10 protein-coding genes and 1 rRNA gene are annotated in these 16978 nt (G+C 35.9%); 7 read left to right on the top strand and 4 right to left on the bottom strand.

Annotation, left to right across the window (positions count from 1 at the left end):
• Positions 1–109 precede the first annotated feature (109 nt).
• A complete protein-coding gene (locus tag CYJ72_RS01915) occupies positions 110–1450 on the bottom strand; it encodes a DUF1189 family protein (RefSeq protein WP_284630246.1) in 1341 nt (446 codons plus the stop codon).
• On the bottom strand, positions 1431–4112 hold the full coding sequence (locus tag CYJ72_RS01910) for a YfhO family protein (RefSeq protein WP_066126732.1): 2682 nt from the start codon (positions 4110–4112) through the stop codon (positions 1431–1433). The genes CYJ72_RS01915 and CYJ72_RS01910 overlap by 20 nt, the downstream gene beginning before the upstream one ends.
• 185 nt (positions 4113–4297) lie before the next feature.
• Here CYJ72_RS01910 and CYJ72_RS01905 point away from each other — a divergent pair, with 185 nt between their 5' ends.
• The 3 genes from CYJ72_RS01905 (at position 4298) to rny (ending at position 9965) form a co-directional block, all read left to right on the top strand.
• On the top strand, positions 4298–6409 hold the full coding sequence (locus tag CYJ72_RS01905; protein WP_066126730.1) for a peptidoglycan D,D-transpeptidase FtsI family protein: 2112 nt from the start codon (positions 4298–4300) through the stop codon (positions 6407–6409).
• Positions 6410–6614: 205 nt separating this feature from the next.
• The gene (locus CYJ72_RS01900; RefSeq protein WP_284630245.1) at positions 6615–8006 is read left to right on the top strand and encodes an ISLre2 family transposase; all 1392 of its coding nucleotides are present in this window, start codon (positions 6615–6617) and stop codon (positions 8004–8006) included.
• A gap of 399 nt (positions 8007–8405) precedes the next feature.
• Positions 8406–9965: a ribonuclease Y gene (gene rny / locus CYJ72_RS01895; protein WP_066126761.1), complete on the top strand. Its 1560-nt coding sequence runs from the start codon at positions 8406–8408 to the stop codon at positions 9963–9965.
• A gap of 353 nt (positions 9966–10318) precedes the next feature.
• Here rny and CYJ72_RS01890 read toward each other — a convergent pair whose 3' ends face one another.
• On the bottom strand, positions 10319–11551 hold the full coding sequence (locus tag CYJ72_RS01890; RefSeq protein ID WP_284630244.1) for an MFS transporter: 1233 nt from the start codon (positions 11549–11551) through the stop codon (positions 10319–10321).
• A 3-nt stretch (positions 11552–11554) separates the two neighbouring features.
• Positions 11555–12352: a zinc dependent phospholipase C family protein gene (locus CYJ72_RS01885; protein ID WP_284630243.1), complete on the bottom strand. Its 798-nt coding sequence runs from the start codon at positions 12350–12352 to the stop codon at positions 11555–11557.
• A gap of 224 nt (positions 12353–12576) precedes the next feature.
• On the opposite strand from CYJ72_RS01885, the gene CYJ72_RS01880 reads away from it, so the two are divergent.
• The 4 genes from CYJ72_RS01880 to CYJ72_RS01865 all read left to right on the top strand — a co-directional run bounded on the left by CYJ72_RS01880 (position 12577) and on the right by CYJ72_RS01865 (position 16745).
• Positions 12577–13173 (top strand): NfeD family protein, encoded by a 597-nt coding sequence (locus tag CYJ72_RS01880; protein WP_101813092.1) that lies wholly within the window; start codon positions 12577–12579, stop codon positions 13171–13173.
• Between the two features lie 49 nt (positions 13174–13222).
• Positions 13223–14209, top strand: coding sequence for a flotillin-like protein FloA (gene floA, locus CYJ72_RS01875; RefSeq protein ID WP_066126753.1), 987 nt, complete (start codon positions 13223–13225; stop codon positions 14207–14209).
• A gap of 12 nt (positions 14210–14221) precedes the next feature.
• On the top strand, positions 14222–14815 hold the full coding sequence (locus CYJ72_RS01870) for a hypothetical protein (RefSeq protein WP_101813091.1): 594 nt from the start codon (positions 14222–14224) through the stop codon (positions 14813–14815).
• Between the two features lie 381 nt (positions 14816–15196).
• Positions 15197–16745, top strand: a 16S ribosomal RNA gene (locus CYJ72_RS01865).
• Positions 16746–16978: the final 233 nt, after the last annotated feature.

Genomic DNA, 16978 nt, shown 5'->3' with positions numbered 1-16978 from the left:
CCACTCGACTCAGCGCTTTTTATTTACGAGCAATTACTTGATTGAATATCTCAAGTTATTGTCCAAGTGCTCATTTGCTTGATTTGATCAATTATTTGTCTAATGTATATTATTCTTTTTCAATAGAGTCAGCTTTTTCATCCTGATCAATGTTTGTCATAGAATTATTAGACGATATTTCTTTTGAGTTATCATGAGGTGCTGTGTCATCTGAAACCGTCGGGGCTTCATTCGCCTTATGATGAGGTGCAGTATCATTCGATTGAGTCATATTTTCATTCGTTTTATCTTCGTGTGTATCATCGTCTGATTGTGACGCTTTATCTTGTTGGTTAGTTTCGTCTTTAGTTTTTTCTTTAGCTAAACGTTCTTCGTATTGACGTTTTATTTTGGCTAAAGCTTCTTCTTTGGTATCAATTGGTTTTAAATCGTTAAAATAGGGATCGACGTCTTTGACAATGTCATGACGTTTCAATTTATTAAACTCATCACCGGTAAAAATATCAGGTGAGATAATGATCTTTTTTGGATTATCATCATCTTTTTCCATACGATTTTCAGGTTCAATATAATCAAGCTCTGGGAAATAATTATTGAACTTTGATAGATCGCCGGGCTTTTCTTCAGTAAGACTTAATAAAAACTCTTTAACAAAAAGGGTATGACGTATTACCATTTGGTAAAGGTAAATCATCAAGAAAACACCTAATGCAAAAAAGCTACCGACAAAACCCGGAACAAAGATTTTCACAATTTGAATTAAAACATAAGGTGCAAAGCTAATTGCCATCGTCAATTTAATCCGTTGCCAAAAACTAAAGGGTGTTGATATACGATGATTTAAACCAGTAGTTACAAGTGTGAGTAGTAATATTAACAATACATATGTTAGTAAGTTGACCACAAAATAACTAATCCATTGTGAAAAGAGTGTAATGTAAGGATGTTCATTCAAGGCATTTAATAAACGGATTAAAGTTGCTTTCGAAACAAAACCTGACTCTGTCTCACTTAAACGATAAAATTGCCCGCCAACCTTAGCAAAAGCACTGTTTTTAAACAGGTAAAGATTGATAAAGGTTTTGGAATCAATGGCTTTTGCTTTGTCCTTTTCGAGTGTAATATCTTCTAACTGTTTGTTAGATTCAATCGAATCATCAATAACCAATTGAAAATTTTTTGAACGATAATACAGTGGTTTTTCATTATGCGCGAGTTGTAATTGGCCATTTATATATTGATAATCCGGAACAAAAGTTGATGCATCTGCAATATTTTGTGATATTTCATTAAAGTAGGGTTGGTTACCAATCGTCATTGACGTAGCCGCTATCATGATTGCGACGATGGCCAGGTGGCGTAATTGTCTAAATTTCACCGCAATGATTTGAATAAATAAACGCGGTTCTTTATAGGCTTTCAATAAAAATTTAAAGATGTTTTTCTTCATTTAAATCTCCATTCTTTTTATAAATATAAACTGATAATGGGATGAGACATACAATTCCTAATCCAATAATACTAAGTATCGTACCATACTTAATTGACTTAGGTAAATAATTTAATTCAATTTGATGTTCCCCTTGAGTTAAGTCAATGGATAATAAGGTATTATTAAGCACGGAATGGGTTTGGACAATGTTGCCATCGACTTTTACTTGCCAGTTTTCATCATATGGGATGGTAAATAGTAACTGGCCAGTTGTTTGTTTAAAGTCTATCTTACCACGAATCGATGTATTTGAAAAATGTTCGACATTAAACAGATTGGTTTGTTTGGATTGCACCATTTGTTGGTAGCGCTCATTATCAAATTCATAAAGCGAGATTTGATTAGCTTTTAATTCTTTTTCTAATAAAGTAACCTCAAAAAGATGAGTCTGATTTTTTTGCTTAAAAGCAGCATTAGTCACTTGCCTTTGTCTAAAAGGGGAACTGAAATGATAGTCTAATTTATCTAACGTTAGTTTGACATTTTCATGATCATATTGGCTAGGCAGTGTAAAGTAATAGGGATTATCTGATTCAGTTTTAAATTGATATTGGATGGTTCCTTTTTCTTTTTCTAAGACATCAGTAATTAAAGAATGATAGGTAAAATAGTTCCCTTCGGTTTTATCCGTGATACTCACATTAATTAACTTGGTCTGTGACAAGGCTTTTTTGGTGAAATAAGGTTGACCTGAACCTTCGAAATCAATTAATCTCAATAATACCTCTTGATTTGCGATAGGATCATGTTTTTTAAAGGTACTAGAATCATCAAAAATTTGATTTGACACTTCAATACCCAAACCAAATCGTTGCTCATTTTCATAAACATCAATCCGTTGATAGTGTTTCACTAGAGGGTATTGTTTCACATCAAAATCACTAGTGCGTTGAGAAAGTGAATATTGTTCATCGGTCAGTTGTTCATTGGCTTCGATATTGGCTTCCAATAAATATTTAATATTAAAAAAGTCATCTGTGAAGAGAGTGCCATTGGCATAGGTAGCATTGCCGCTCGTTTCAGGTAAACCTAAATAGCCAAATAAACGGTTAGTCGCAGCTTCTATCGTTGAACTAAAATTATCTAATCCATAATAATGTGCAAAGAAAGCTTCGTCTTTTGTGCGAGCAAAATTTTTATGAATACGATAAAATTCATTGTGCGATGGTTTTAAAGGTGTGGTTGTTTCTACTAAAAGATCGGTATAGTCTTGATATTTACTTTGATCAACATAGCTCATTTGTTGGATAATCTGAACGCCATTAATAAATAAATCGATTACTACCACCATAACCAAAACGATTTCTTTATACTGCCATGTCATATTATTCGTTTCAAATAATAAAATGAGGATAAAAACAAAGACCATTGTTAATAAAATATTATGAGTTGTAAGATAAAAATAGTCAGCTTGATGCATTAAATAATAAAAGCAAAAACTACTAAATAAAACAATTATGATTAAGGTTTGTAAAATAGTAGGTTGCTTAAATTTTATTAACGGCACAGTCTCAAGAGCTAAGTAAATCATGAAAAAGGTAATTAGAAATGAATAACGATAAGGGTACCAAATTGGGTCTTGACCCCCATGAAAAAGCTGGTTAGGCACTTTAAAATATAAACTGATTGCGAAAAACAGTAGGATGATGAATGCTGTTATTTTTTGAGAAAGTTTGATTTCTTTGTTTATAAAATAAAAGACAAATAAAATAAGAATGAGGGCACCGGCATATAAGGGTGGCGCACCTTCCTTAATTTCATCAAATATAAAACTGCTTGAAAATAATTTTGAAATTAAAGTCATCCCATCCATCGTTGTTTCAAAAGACCATTCAAAATTGCTATTGGCGCCTTTACTGGATAATAAATAATAAAAAGCCGGAACGAGAGTAATACCGGCTAAACTAGTAGCTAATAAAGAAGTTCCTACAAATTTAAGATATTGAGTAATTCTGTTTTTAAATGAAACGCCTTCTGTTGCCGATATTAAGTAAATTGTAAAGAGACTTAAAAAGATGCAAATCATATAACCGATATAGTAATTAATCATGAGCATCGCTGTTAAAGCAATCAGATAATGTAGATAAGAAGTTCCTTTTAGAAGCTTATCAAGACCAACCACAATAATCGGCAGCAAGATGAGGCCATCTAACCACATAATATTTAAGGCATAAACCATAGTGTAGCTCATAAAAGCATAGCTTAAACTAAAACTCAGACTCACTAGCATTGAAGCTTTAAATTGATAGCGACAGCAATACATAAAACTTAAACTCATCGCTAGTAGTTTTAAATAAGTAATTATTGTTACAGCCAAATCTAATTGTTCTTGTTTAAAAAGCAAAAAGATCAGGTTAAAAGGACTCATTAAATAATAAGCCCATAAACCAATCATTTCACCGCCAATACTTTTTTGAAAACTATAGATGAAAAGAGAAGGGTCTTTTAATAGCGCTTGTCGATAGGCACTATAGAAATCAATATATTGTTGACCTAAATCAATTGTTAACATTGTCTTATGGCCAAAAGGAATAAAATTAAAAATAATAGCAATACAAGAAAAAATTGAAGTAAAGACTAGAAAGTTAATAAAATAAGGTATAAATGACTTGGATTTCAAGGTTTTTTCCTCCAAAATAGAATATCTATATTATAGCAAAACACTACTTAATCAACAATTATCAGTTAAATTCATGAAAAGTTCATCAAAAGATAATAATATTTTATTCCCCAAAGATTAAATAGTTTGTTATAATGATAAATGATTATTCTGAATCAAAATAAGTAACAGAATTGAGTGACACTATGGCTAAATACAAATTGAAAAAAAATAAGAATAATTCACATATTCCCAAACGCTTAAATATTTTGTTTTTTGCAGCATTTTTAAGTTTTGCGGCATTATTTGTGAGATTAGGATATTTACAACTTTATAAAGGGGACACCTTCTTGTCGATGGTACAAAAGACAGAATCGACCTTAACGACAGGTTCAGTACCACGAGGCATGATTTATGACAGCCAAGGACGAATCTTGGTGGGGAATCATCCTGAAATGGCAATACTTTTCACTCGTGATACCGATTCAAAAGTTGCCCCTTCAGATTTAGTGGACTTAGCACGTAAATTAGCTTCTTTAATTGATATTCCAACTCAAGGACTATCTGAGCGGGATTTAAAAGATTATTTTATTATCAATAATGAATCAACGGTTAATAGTCGACTCACTAAAGAGCAAAAGCAATTAACGGGTTCAGCCTTTTATAAAGAACAATTAAATGCCGTGAAATCAGAAGAATTAAATTATTCTGATGGTGAGAAAAAGGTAATAGCTTTATTTAAAAACATGAATAGTGCTTATGCATTATCAACGGTAACAGTAAAAAATCAAAATGTGACGCCACAAGAAATTGCACGTGTCAGTGAACAATTAGGTTCTTTACCTGGCATTTCGATTGGTACCGATTGGCAACGAACGTATCCTCAAAATGGTTTATTACGTTCCATCTTAGGTCAAGTTTCAACAGAACAGCGCGGACTCCCTAGCGAAAGAGCTAATGAATTAATAGCTAAAGGTTATGCGATGAATGACCGTGTAGGAATTTCGTTTTTAGAACAACAATATGAAGATGTATTACGAGGAACTAAATCCATTTCAACAGTCGTAACCGATTCGACCGATGACATTTTATCAAATCAACAAATTTTTGAGGGTTCTAAAGGCGATAATCTGGTATTAACGATTGATACAGCCTTCAATGCAAAATTAGACCAAATTGCTGAAAATGCCTTGAAAAACATGGACAATCAAGGATTAAATGACCGTGTTTATATCGTCGCAATGGATCCTAATAATGGTGATATTTTAGGTATTGCTGGTAAAAAGTTTGAATATGATGAAAATACCGACTCTTATACGGGTAAAATTATCGATGATGCCCTAGGTGCTATTAATACAAGTTACGGAATGGGGTCGTCTGTAAAACCGGCAATGGTTGCTATGGGATATTTAACCGGAGTCATAAACACAACCAACAATACCATCGTCGATGAACCTATGAAATTCCAAGCCTCTCAAGAGAAAAGTTCCGTTTTTAACCGTACTGGAGAAGTACCGATTACAGACATTCAAGCCTTACAATTATCATCTAACATTTACATGATTAAAATGGCGATGATGATTGGTGGACAATCTAGTTGGGAACAAAACGGTCAATTAACGATTTCACCTGATACTATTAATATTATGCGTAAGTATTTTGCAGAGTTTGGTTTAGGAACTCAAACCGGTATTGATTTACCAAGTGAATCAGAAGGATACACGCCTTATAGTTCCCAATTAGTATCGGCTCTTGATTTATCTTATGGACAGTTTGACTTATATACACCATTACAAATGGCTCAATATGTTTCAACGATTGCGAATAATGGTATCCGTTATTCACCAAGATTAGTGAAAGAAATACGGAGTACAGATGCCAATGGTGAATTAGGTGGCGTAAAAACTTCGATTGATCCTAAAGTAATGAATGTGGTCCAATTACCAAATGAAGCATTTGATCGTATACACGAAGGGATGTACCAAGTGTCCCATACGGATCAAGGGACAGCACGTTACTATTTCTTAAATTATCCAATCAAAGTCGGTTCTAAGACAGGGACTACCGAAGCTTTTTATTCTGGACCTATTCAATATGCACAAAACCAACCGGTAACGAATGCGACATTTATCGGTTATGCGCCATATGATAATCCAGAGATTGCGATTACTGTTGTTGTACCTTATTTAGAAGAAGCGGCCACTGGGCGCCAAAGTACCCATATTGCTCATCAAGTCATGAATGCTTACTTTGAAATGCAGGCTGAGACGAAAGATACGATCAAAACATATATGGAAGCTCACCCAGAGTTAGAATAGTATCATATAGAAGATTATAAAAATATCGTAATATAAGAGATTTAGTAAGAACGTAGGTTTTTGCTAAATCTCTATTTTTGATATTAGCAGTATCATGGAGGCTTATATCTTAGTGTAAAATAACTGTTGGTCATCTAAAAGCAAAAAAGATAATCCTCTGCTATACTGTAAGTAGGTAAATACACAGAAAGGTAGAGGATTATCCATGAGTATTATAACACAAATTATGCAAAAAATTAATGAAATGATGGCAGATTTATATAATCAAGCGATTCAAGGTGAAGTAGACTTTTCAACATGCATCAAAACCATTAGCGATACGATGCGTCAACTCTCAGTCGATTTAGGAGAAGATCTCTGTACAACAATTGAGGAATCACTCTTTGAAAGCCCTGCAAGAAAAGCAAGATATAGCGTTCATCGTTGCGATGATGAAAAAACAATCTCCACACTGATTGGTGACATTAAACTCTCAAGGCGTTATTACAAAGATAAACAAACGGGTGAGTTCTGCTATTTATTGGATGACTTCTTATCGCTCACGCCTCACCAGCGCGTGGATCTCGAGCTAGAAGCAGCCATTTACGAGAAGGCTAGTAAGCATTCTTATCAAGAGACCATTGATAGCTTCGAACATATCGGGATTTATAGTCGCCAGACAGTCAAGAATATTGTGCATAAGTATCGCCCAGATTCTGTTGCGTTACCGGTGGAAGCAAAGCGTCAGGTAGATTGCTTATATATTGAAGCTGATGAAGACCATGTAGCTTATCAAGATGGGAAGAATCGGGAAATGCGCTTGGCGTATGTTCACGAAGGATACAAAGAAAATTTAGAAGCAAGTGACCGAAAAGAATTAAATATTAGTCGCATCTTCACAGGCTTATACGAAGATAGCGAGGAATTGTGGGAAGATGTTTATTACTATCTCGACCAACAATACGATTTAGCAGCCTGTCCGACCCTTTATTTAAGTGGAGACGGGGATCACTGGATTAAGAAAGGGTTGGACTATCTACCGACTCAAACACGCTTTGTTCTTGACCCTTATCATACGGTTAAATACCTTCGTCAGGCATGTGTTGGTATCAGTAATGATCATTTATACGCCACTTTACATCGTTGGCTTTATACAGGTGAAAAAGGCTATTTACAGGACTACTTCGAAGTGCGACTCAGCGATCCGTCGCTACCCGACTCTTCGAAACAAACGCTTCAAAAGGTCCGTCGCTATCTGATAGGCAATTGGGATTCTATTCAAAGACAAAGGGACCCACAATATATCGGTTGTAGTGCCGAAGGTCACGTCAGCCATTGGTTAAGTGCTCGTTTAAGTTCGCGACCGCTAGGATGGAGTACAACAGGAGCAGAAAACATCGCTAAAGCACGTGCTTATGACTTAAATGGTGGTGATTTAAAAACTTGGGTAACAAATCAAATTAAAACAAAAGAAAGAAAAAGACGAGTAGAGAAATTAGATGGCCGTGTGGGACGGAAATACGCCCGTCAGTATGATTGGAATGGTAAAGTAGCCATCTTACACTATTCCAATAACACACGAAGTCGCCAGGCTTTTGGGACAATCGCTGGTTATTGAAATATAGTAGATTGAAGCCAGTCTTCATAATGATAGCTAAAGGCGATGAAGTGAATGCTTGATAGCGAGCAACGGCATGGTACTGGCGTCTAGCGAGACTGGATTGGATATAGGGAATACCTCCCTAAAGACTTCCAGAACCCATTATGCCGCTAGCGGCTCGCTATCAAGGATAGTGGTTAAAATACGGAATCCATGAAACTGGGTTCAGAGAATTAGTAAAAAGTATGGTAGAGGAAAACCAACAATAATTTGACACTATCGGCTTATATTAAATCAATTGACAATTAATATAATAAAGACTAAAATAAAAGATGTGTGAAAGCACATTTTTTAATTATTTAACTTCAATTTTTTTGAAATGAAATAAAATATAATAATGATACGGAGGTGACTCTTATGGACTTAGTGTCAATCGCCTTCGCTATCGTTGCTTTAATAATCGGATTAGTTTTAGGGATTTTTATTCAAAAGAAAAATGATGAAAAACGTGTCGATGGCGCAAAAGCAAATGCAGAAGCCATTGTGGATGATGCGATTAAACAAGCGCAAAATCTAAAACGTGAAGCATTATTTGAAGCGAAGGAAGATAACTTAAAGTTCCGTAATGAGGTTGAACAAGAATTAAAAGAACGACGCAATGAAGCAACTAGATTAGAACAACGTTTGATGCAAAAAGAAGAAAATTTAGACATCAAAAGTAACAATCTAGATAAGCGCGAATTAAATCTTGAGAAAAAAGAAACGGAATATACCAAACGCCAAGAAGCAATATCTGAAAAAGAAAAACAAGTTCAAGTATTAATCGATGAACAAAAGCTTGAATTAGAAAGAGTAGCGACTCTTTCAAGACAAGATGCCAGAGAGATTATTATGTCTGAGACTGAACAAGAATTATCTAATGAAATTGCTATTATGGTCAGAGATTCAGAACAAAAAGCCAAAGATGAAGCAGATCGTAATGCTAAAAACATTATTTTACAAGCTATTCAAAAATCTGCAACTGATTTAGTAGCTGAGAATACTGTGACCGTTGTACACTTACCAAGCGATGACTTGAAAGGACGCATTATCGGGCGTGAAGGACGTAATATTCGCACATTAGAAAGTTTAACTGGTATCGATTTAATTATTGATGATACACCAGATACTGTCGTCTTAAGTGGATTTGATCCAATCAGACGACAAATTGCTAAAATTGCCTTAGAGCGATTAATTCAAGATGGACGTATTCATCCTGCTAGAATCGAAGAAATGGTGGATCGTGCGCGTAAAGAAATTGATGAGAAAGTACGTGAAATTGGTGAAGAAGCAACATTTGACGTTGGCGTACATTCGCTTCATCCAGACATCATTAAAATTTTAGGACGTTTGTCATTTAGAACTAGTTATGGACAAAACGTTTTAAAACATAGTATTGAAGTAGCTAAATTAGCGGGAGTGATGGCTGGAGAATTAGGCGAAGACGTTGCTATGGCCAAAAGAGCAGGACTTTTACACGATTTAGGTAAAGCACTTGACCATGAAATCGAAGGATCTCACGTTGAAATTGGTGCCGAAATCGCCAATAAATACCACGAACCTGAAATTGTAGTAAATTCAATCGCATCTCATCATGGTGATACTGAACCGACCTCACCAATTGCAGTATTAGTAGCTGCTGCTGATGCCTTATCTGCCGCAAGACCAGGTGCAAGAAGTGAATCACTTGAAAACTATATTCGTCGTCTAGAGAAATTAGAAGAAATTTCTAACAGCTATGATGGTGTTTCTCATAGTTATGCTATTCAAGCTGGGCGTGAAGTCAGAGTAATGGTAAAACCACAAGAGTTAAATGATGCTCAAGCGATCAAAGTTGCGCGAGATATCAAAAATAGAATTGAAGCAGAAATGAATTATCCAGGAAATATTAAAGTGACGGTTATACGCGAAACGCGTGCTGTTGAGTATGCAAAATAAATCGAAGAATTGAGACGGGAAGAACAGTAGTTCTAATCCCGTCTTTTTTGAAACATTAAGTTAGTAACCAAATTAGGAGCTAACGTAAGTCATATTAACTGTTGTAGACAAATGGGTGCTATCTTTTTTAGTAGAACAATCAAATCTTATTCTTGTTAGCACTCTATGAAACTAGGTATGAACCTGACAATTCTAAAAATGAAAATTAAAGCTTTTAATCCTATGTGGACGATTATGAAAGAGCAATGAAATGAATGAATTGCTTCTTAAAGCAAAGTAATTTAATCGCAAAATGTAAACTAATTGCGCTATTGTAATGAGCTAGTAATTGTGAATTTTCGTAACGCAAATGATTATTTTGCCACGGGTTCTTTTAGTGAAAGATTTAAAATAATGAAACCAGCAATAAATAAAAACGTTAATGATGCCACGGCATATTGTTGATTACCAGTAAAAGACGTAATTAAAGAAACGATTAACGTTCCAAATATTGAAGCACCTTTTCCACAGATGTCAAAGATACCAAAATATTCTCCCGATTTTTCATTAGGAATGATTTTAGCAAAATAGGAACGTGATAATGCTTGAATTGCTCCTTGGAACATCCCAACCGCAATTGCTAGAATCCAAAACTCATACAATTGATCCAACTGAATGGCATATAATGCGATTAAACCATAAGCAATAATACAGATTTTTATTAAGGTTTCTGTTTTATATTGATGAGAAATTTTTGAAAAATAGAGTGCAGCTGGAAATGCTACTAATTGCGTAACTAATAAAGCTAAAATTAAACCGGTGGAATCTAAACCTAAAGAAGTACCATAAGCTGTAGCCATATTAATAATTGTATAGACACCGTCAATATAAAAGAAGAATGATAATAAAAACAGACTGATTTTACGGTCTTTAATAATTTGTTGTAAGGTCGCCCATAATTGTTGGAACACTTGATTGGCGTTATTTTCAGTGTTGATATGTTTTTGTTCATAGGTTTTAAGGAGTGGAATTGAAAATAAGAACCACCATAAAGCGTTAATCACAAATGCAGCAATCGTAGCATGAAAAGTTGTGATACCAAGCATGTCTTTACCAAAAATTATCGCGATACTAATGACAAAAGGAATCGTACTACCGACATATCCCCAAGCATAACCATGAGAGGAAACACGATCCATCCGTTCAGGAGTGGTAACATCGGTTAACATACTGTCATAGAAAACTAAAGATGAATTATAAAAGACCTTCGTTAAAACATAAGCAATGAGAAAAGATAACCAATGTTGAAAGAATGGCATTAAGATACAACCAATTGAACCGAAAACTAACATTATTGTGAACCAGCGTTTACGATGACCGTGACTATCCGATTTGGCGCCTAAAATAGGCCCTAAGATCCCAACGATAATCGTGCTAATAGTGACGGCATAACCCCAATACGAAAAATAGACATCTTCTGATAAACCCTTATTCTCAGCTAAAGTATTGAAGACAATCGGAATGATAGTAGTAGCTAATAGGGTGAAAGCACTATTTCCAACATCATATAAAATCCAATTTTTTTCTAATTTTGTTAAATCTTTCATAGTTTACTCTCCATCATAATTTATTTTAAATGCATCAGCCAACGCGTGTCCGTTCATTAAATATTGAAATACATTATCAATTAGAGCCGGGGACTTGTTCAAGGTAGTTTCAAAAATAGCATCCAATTGAGGATTAGCAACCGCCGCTTCCTTAAAAGGAGTTTGCAAGATAATGAGAGACTTAAAGTTAGAAAACCCAGCAAAATTAAGTAAAGATATTAAAAGGTTCTCTTTAATTTGTGATTCGCTATGAAAAAACCACTTAATATAACGAAAGAAACGAATGCCTAAAATAACATTTTGTGGTGTTCCTTTTGGGTAATGAGTATAAAATTTGGGTATTACCGTTTTAAAACCTGGCTCTTTCGCAATAAGATTTTCTAGTTTGAATTTAAAGGGATTTTTCTGGTCTTTGATTAAATAGTAACGGTCCAATTCTGTTTCAACATTTAAATGAGAAAATTCTCCTTCACTTAGTTGATTTACAAGTGGATGTATATTTGAATCAAGCAAGTAGTGACAAAGACTGCCAATAAAATAAGCCATCTCTGGGGAATTCCATTCGCAATCGAGGAGCATCTCTTTTTGATTCTCAATAAAATTTATCCCAGACTCTTTATGAATAATCATTCCAGGGCTATCTGATTTCATCAAGGTTAAAGGATTAAAGAAAAAAATATCTGGGCCTTGTTGACCTAATAAATAATAATCTCGATGTGTTTCGGCAATAATTTTATAGTGCTCAGGTAGTAATTCAAGCAATTGTAGACCAAAGCGATGATGGGTATAAATACTGGCCATAGAATCAATCCTTCCATATATTATAATAAATTAATCATAACATGATTTAGTCATTGATAGATAGAATAGATTGTAAACAAAATGTAAATTTGAATAGAAAAAGCAGCATACAAATTGAAAAACTAAATGATAATATTTATTTATAACGAGTAGAAAGAAGGGTTATTATTATAGGTTTATGAAAAAATTTGTTATAATATTGTCAATAAGTGAGGTGAGGATAAATGATTTGGCTATTTTTGGGAACAGCGCTTTTAACGCTAGCGTTATTTTTAAAATTTAAATGGCTAAATGTTGTAGTGGCTGTCGGTCTTTTTGCAGTATATTTTGATGTATTGAATCAACCGATTTTCGATTATATTATTTTTCTAATCGGGGTGGCATTTTTAATTATTGAATTGTATATTCCGGATTTTGGCATTGTGGGTATTTTAGGTGTTATCACCATTATCTACTCATTAGCTGAACAAATCAAAGATATTCCTGATTTAATTTTATTACTATTAGCACTAGTTGGTCTGGTATTAGCAGTAAGTTTTATTGCTTATCAAGCGGGATTAACATTACAACTCTCACCTCAATTCGTTTTAAATAAAGCAATTGGCAAACAGGTTGATGAAGATACTTTAGTTAGCTATGGTAAATTAATAAATGAAACAGGTATCGTTATCGAAGATTTAAGACCAGTTGGTAAAATTAAATTGGACTCAGATCAACAAGTTTACGAAGTGATGAGTGAAGAAGGTATGCTTGAAGCGAGTCAGCCTGTATACATTTCAAGGGTGAAAGGGACCCAGCTTTATGTGAGAAAAAATGGATAGTTAAATGATTACTTAGAAAAATAGATGAATAGTAAAAGGAGTGGAAAAAATGGGAGAAACAACCATCGTTTCGATAGTTATTATTGCTGTTTTGGCGATAATTTTTATTGCTTTGTTCTTTAGATTTGTACCAGTAGGATTATGGATTACAGCCTATTTCTCTGGAGTGAAAGTTGGGATTGGGAATTTAGTTGGGATGCGTCTACGACGAGTTGTACCCTCATATATCATTACCCCCCTTATAAAAGCAACTAAAGCCGGTTTAAAAATCAGTACAGATGAACTTGAAGCACACTATTTAGCGGGCGGTAATATTAATTTAGTAGTCGATGCACTAATTGCCGCTCAAAGAGCTAATATTGATTTAGAATTTGAGCAAGCAGCAGCTATTGATTTAGCAGGGCGTAATGTTTTTGAAGCAGTACAGGTATCCGTTAATCCTAAAGTAATTGAAACACCAATCATTGCTGGGGTTGCCATGGATGGTATTGAAGTAAAAGCAAAAGCCAAAGTAACAGTAAGAGCTAATATTGAGCGTTTAGTTGGGGGTGCTGGTGAAGAAACTATCATTGCCCGTGTTGGAGAGGGGATTGTAACGACCGTTGGTAGTGCGCCAAAACATTCAATCGTTTTAGAAAATCCAGACTCTATTTCGCAAACTATTTTAAGAAAAGGATTGGATTCCGGTACCGCATTTGAAATTCTATCGATTGATATCGCGGACGTGGATGTAGGTCGTAATATAGGAGCAAAATTACAAGCAGATCAAGCAATTGCCGATAAGAAGATTGCACAAGCCAAAGCCGAAGAGCGTCGTGCCTTCGCTGTTGCTCAAGAACAAGAGATGTTGGCCGAAGTTCAGCGTATGAGAGCTAAAGTAGTAGAGGCTGAATCAGAAGTTCCTTTAGCTATTGCTGAAGCATTCAAAAAAGGTAATTTAGGTGTAATGGACTATTATCAAATGCAAAATATAAAATCAGATACTGCGATGCGTGATTCAATTGCCAATCCAACTATTCAAAATGAAAATGAATAGGGGCGATGAACCATGGAAATATTTCTATTGATTCTCATCTACTTTTGGTTTATTAATACTAAATCAAAAGAAAAAAAGTTTGATATAGTAAAAAAGCTGGAAGTTGATGAAGAAAAGTTAAGTGAAAAAACAAAAAATGCGATTGAAGCAGCTGAACGTTCGATGAATCAACTTAAAAGCAGTTTAAAAGAAAACCAAAAAAGAGAAACAAAGAAAAATAGAAAAAGAAAGGTTTTAGAAGAGTTGGCAATCGATAGTGAAATGGAACAACTTTCTATAGAAGAAGATCAATCCTTGATGGATGAATTAGAAAGCGACAAAAATATAACACTTGACAATCAATCGTTGAATCATGAATCATTAGACGCGAGAGATTCAAAAGAAAAATCAATCGAAGACTATTTAACAAAGGATATTGATTATTTCGAGTCAATGGCAGATGACTTAATTGAAGATGAAGAAGATACACTACAAGTGGAAAGAACAAAGCATCATCAATTTAAACAACATCCGTATCAACGAATGTTACGATCTGGTAAAATTAAAGAGGTTATCGTCATGAGCGAAATAATGAAACGGCCACAAGGCCGAAAACAACTTAAATAAGATCTAAAAAACCGATTACGATTTAAAGTAATCGGTTTTTTCAAAAAATGTAAAAATAAAGTAAAAAAGGTGTTGACGCGTGTCGGATAACATGATACTATAAGGGAGTTCCAAGAGAACAAGACGAAAGATTGAAAAAGAAATAAAAAAAGTTGAAAAAACTTGTTGACAGTTTCAATCAAACGTGATACTATATAGAAGTTGCTTAAGTAAGCAACAACGAAGCTCATTGAAAACTGAACAAAGACAAACACCAAAAATGTGTAGGGGATAATTCAAACGAATTATCACAACATACCCGAATATAAATTCGAGACAGAGTGGTAACTCTATAAATATACAAGCTAGTAAATAGTAAGAGTCTGAAACGACTCATGAAACTTTCATGAGAGTTTGATCCTGGCTCAGGACGAACGCTGGCGGCGTGCCTAATACATGCAAGTCGAACGAACCATAACTTGAACTTGTTCTGGTTAAGGTTAGTGGCGCACGGGTGAGTAACACGTGGGGAACCTGCCCTTTAGTGGGGGATAACAGTCGGAAACGACTGCTAATACCGCATAGACAATTTAACCGCCTGGTTAAGTTGGGAAAGGTGCTACGGCATCATTAAAGGATGGCCCCGCGGTGCATTAGCTAGTTGGTAAGGTAACGGCTTACCAAGGCGATGATGCATAGCCGACCTGAGAGGGTGATCGGCCACATTGGGACTGAGACACGGCCCAAACTCCTACGGGAGGCAGCAGTAGGGAATCTTCCGCAATGGACGCAAGTCTGACGGAGCAACGCCGCGTGTGTGAAGAAGGTTTTCGGATCGTAAAGCACTGTTGTTAGAGAAGAACGGCTACTAGAGGAAATGTTAGTAGATTGACGGTATCTAACCAGAAAGCCACGGCTAACTACGTGCCAGCAGCCGCGGTAATACGTAGGTGGCAAGCGTTGTCCGGATTTATTGGGCGTAAAGGGAGCGCAGGTGGTTTCTTAAGTCTGATGTGAAAGCCCACGGCTTAACCGTGGAGGGTCATTGGAAACTGGGGAACTTGAGTGCAGAAGAGGAAAGCGGAATTCCATGTGTAGCGGTGAAATGCGTAGATATATGGAGGAACACCAGTGGCGAAAGCGGCTTTCTGGTCTGTAACTGACACTGAGGCTCGAAAGCGTGGGGAGCGAACAGGATTAGATACCCTGGTAGTCCACGCCGTAAACGATGAGTGCTAAGTGTTGGAGGGTTTCCACCCTTCAGTGCTGGCGTTAACGCAATAAGCACTCCGCCTGGGGAGTACGACCGCAAGGTTGAAACTCAAAGGAATTGACGGGGACCCGCACAAGCGGTGGAGCATGTGGTTTAATTCGAAGCAACGCGAAGAACCTTACCAGGTCTTGACATCTCTTGCATATCTTAGAGATAAGAGAAACCCTTCGGGGCAAGAAGACAGGTGGTGCATGGTTGTCGTCAGCTCGTGTCGTGAGATGTTGGGTTAAGTCCCGCAACGAGCGCAACCCTTATAACTAGTTGCCAGCATTGAGATGGGGACTCTAGTTAGACTGCCGGTGACAAACCGGAGGAAGGTGGGGATGACGTCAAATCATCATGCCCCTTATGACCTGGGCTACACACGTGCTACAATGGATGGTACAACGAGTCGCTAACTCGCAAGAGCATGCCAATCTCTAAAAGCCATTCTCAGTTCGGATTGTAGTCTGCAACTCGACTACATGAAGCCGGAATCGCTAGTAATCGCGGATCAGCACGCCGCGGTGAATACGTTCCCGGGTCTTGTACACACCGCCCGTCACACCACGAGAGTTTGTAACACCCGAAGCCGGTGGCCTAACCAATAGGAGGGAGCCGTCGAAGGTGGGATGGATGATTGGGGTGAAGTCGTAACAAGGTAGCCGTATCGGAAGGTGCGGCTGGATCACCTCCTTTCTAAGGAGTACTGGAACTACACAAGTTAGGATTTGTCATTGTTCAGTTTTGAGTGAGGTTTACTTACTCAAAACACCTAGTTCATTGAAAACTGAATAACAAAACAAACCATATTGATTATTTTAACAGGAGTAATCAATATAGATTATATAATTTCAAGAGAAAGATATAATAAACCGAGAATTGACCGAGTCTATATAATAATATAGAGAAATATGAGTAAAGGGGAAGAG

It is taken from the genome of Globicatella sanguinis (assembly GCF_002847845.2).
GTDB classification, from domain to species: domain Bacteria; phylum Bacillota; class Bacilli; order Lactobacillales; family Aerococcaceae; genus Globicatella; species Globicatella sanguinis.
The sequence above is the reverse complement of the archived record's forward strand: the minus strand, read 5'-3'. Positions and strand labels throughout refer to the sequence as shown.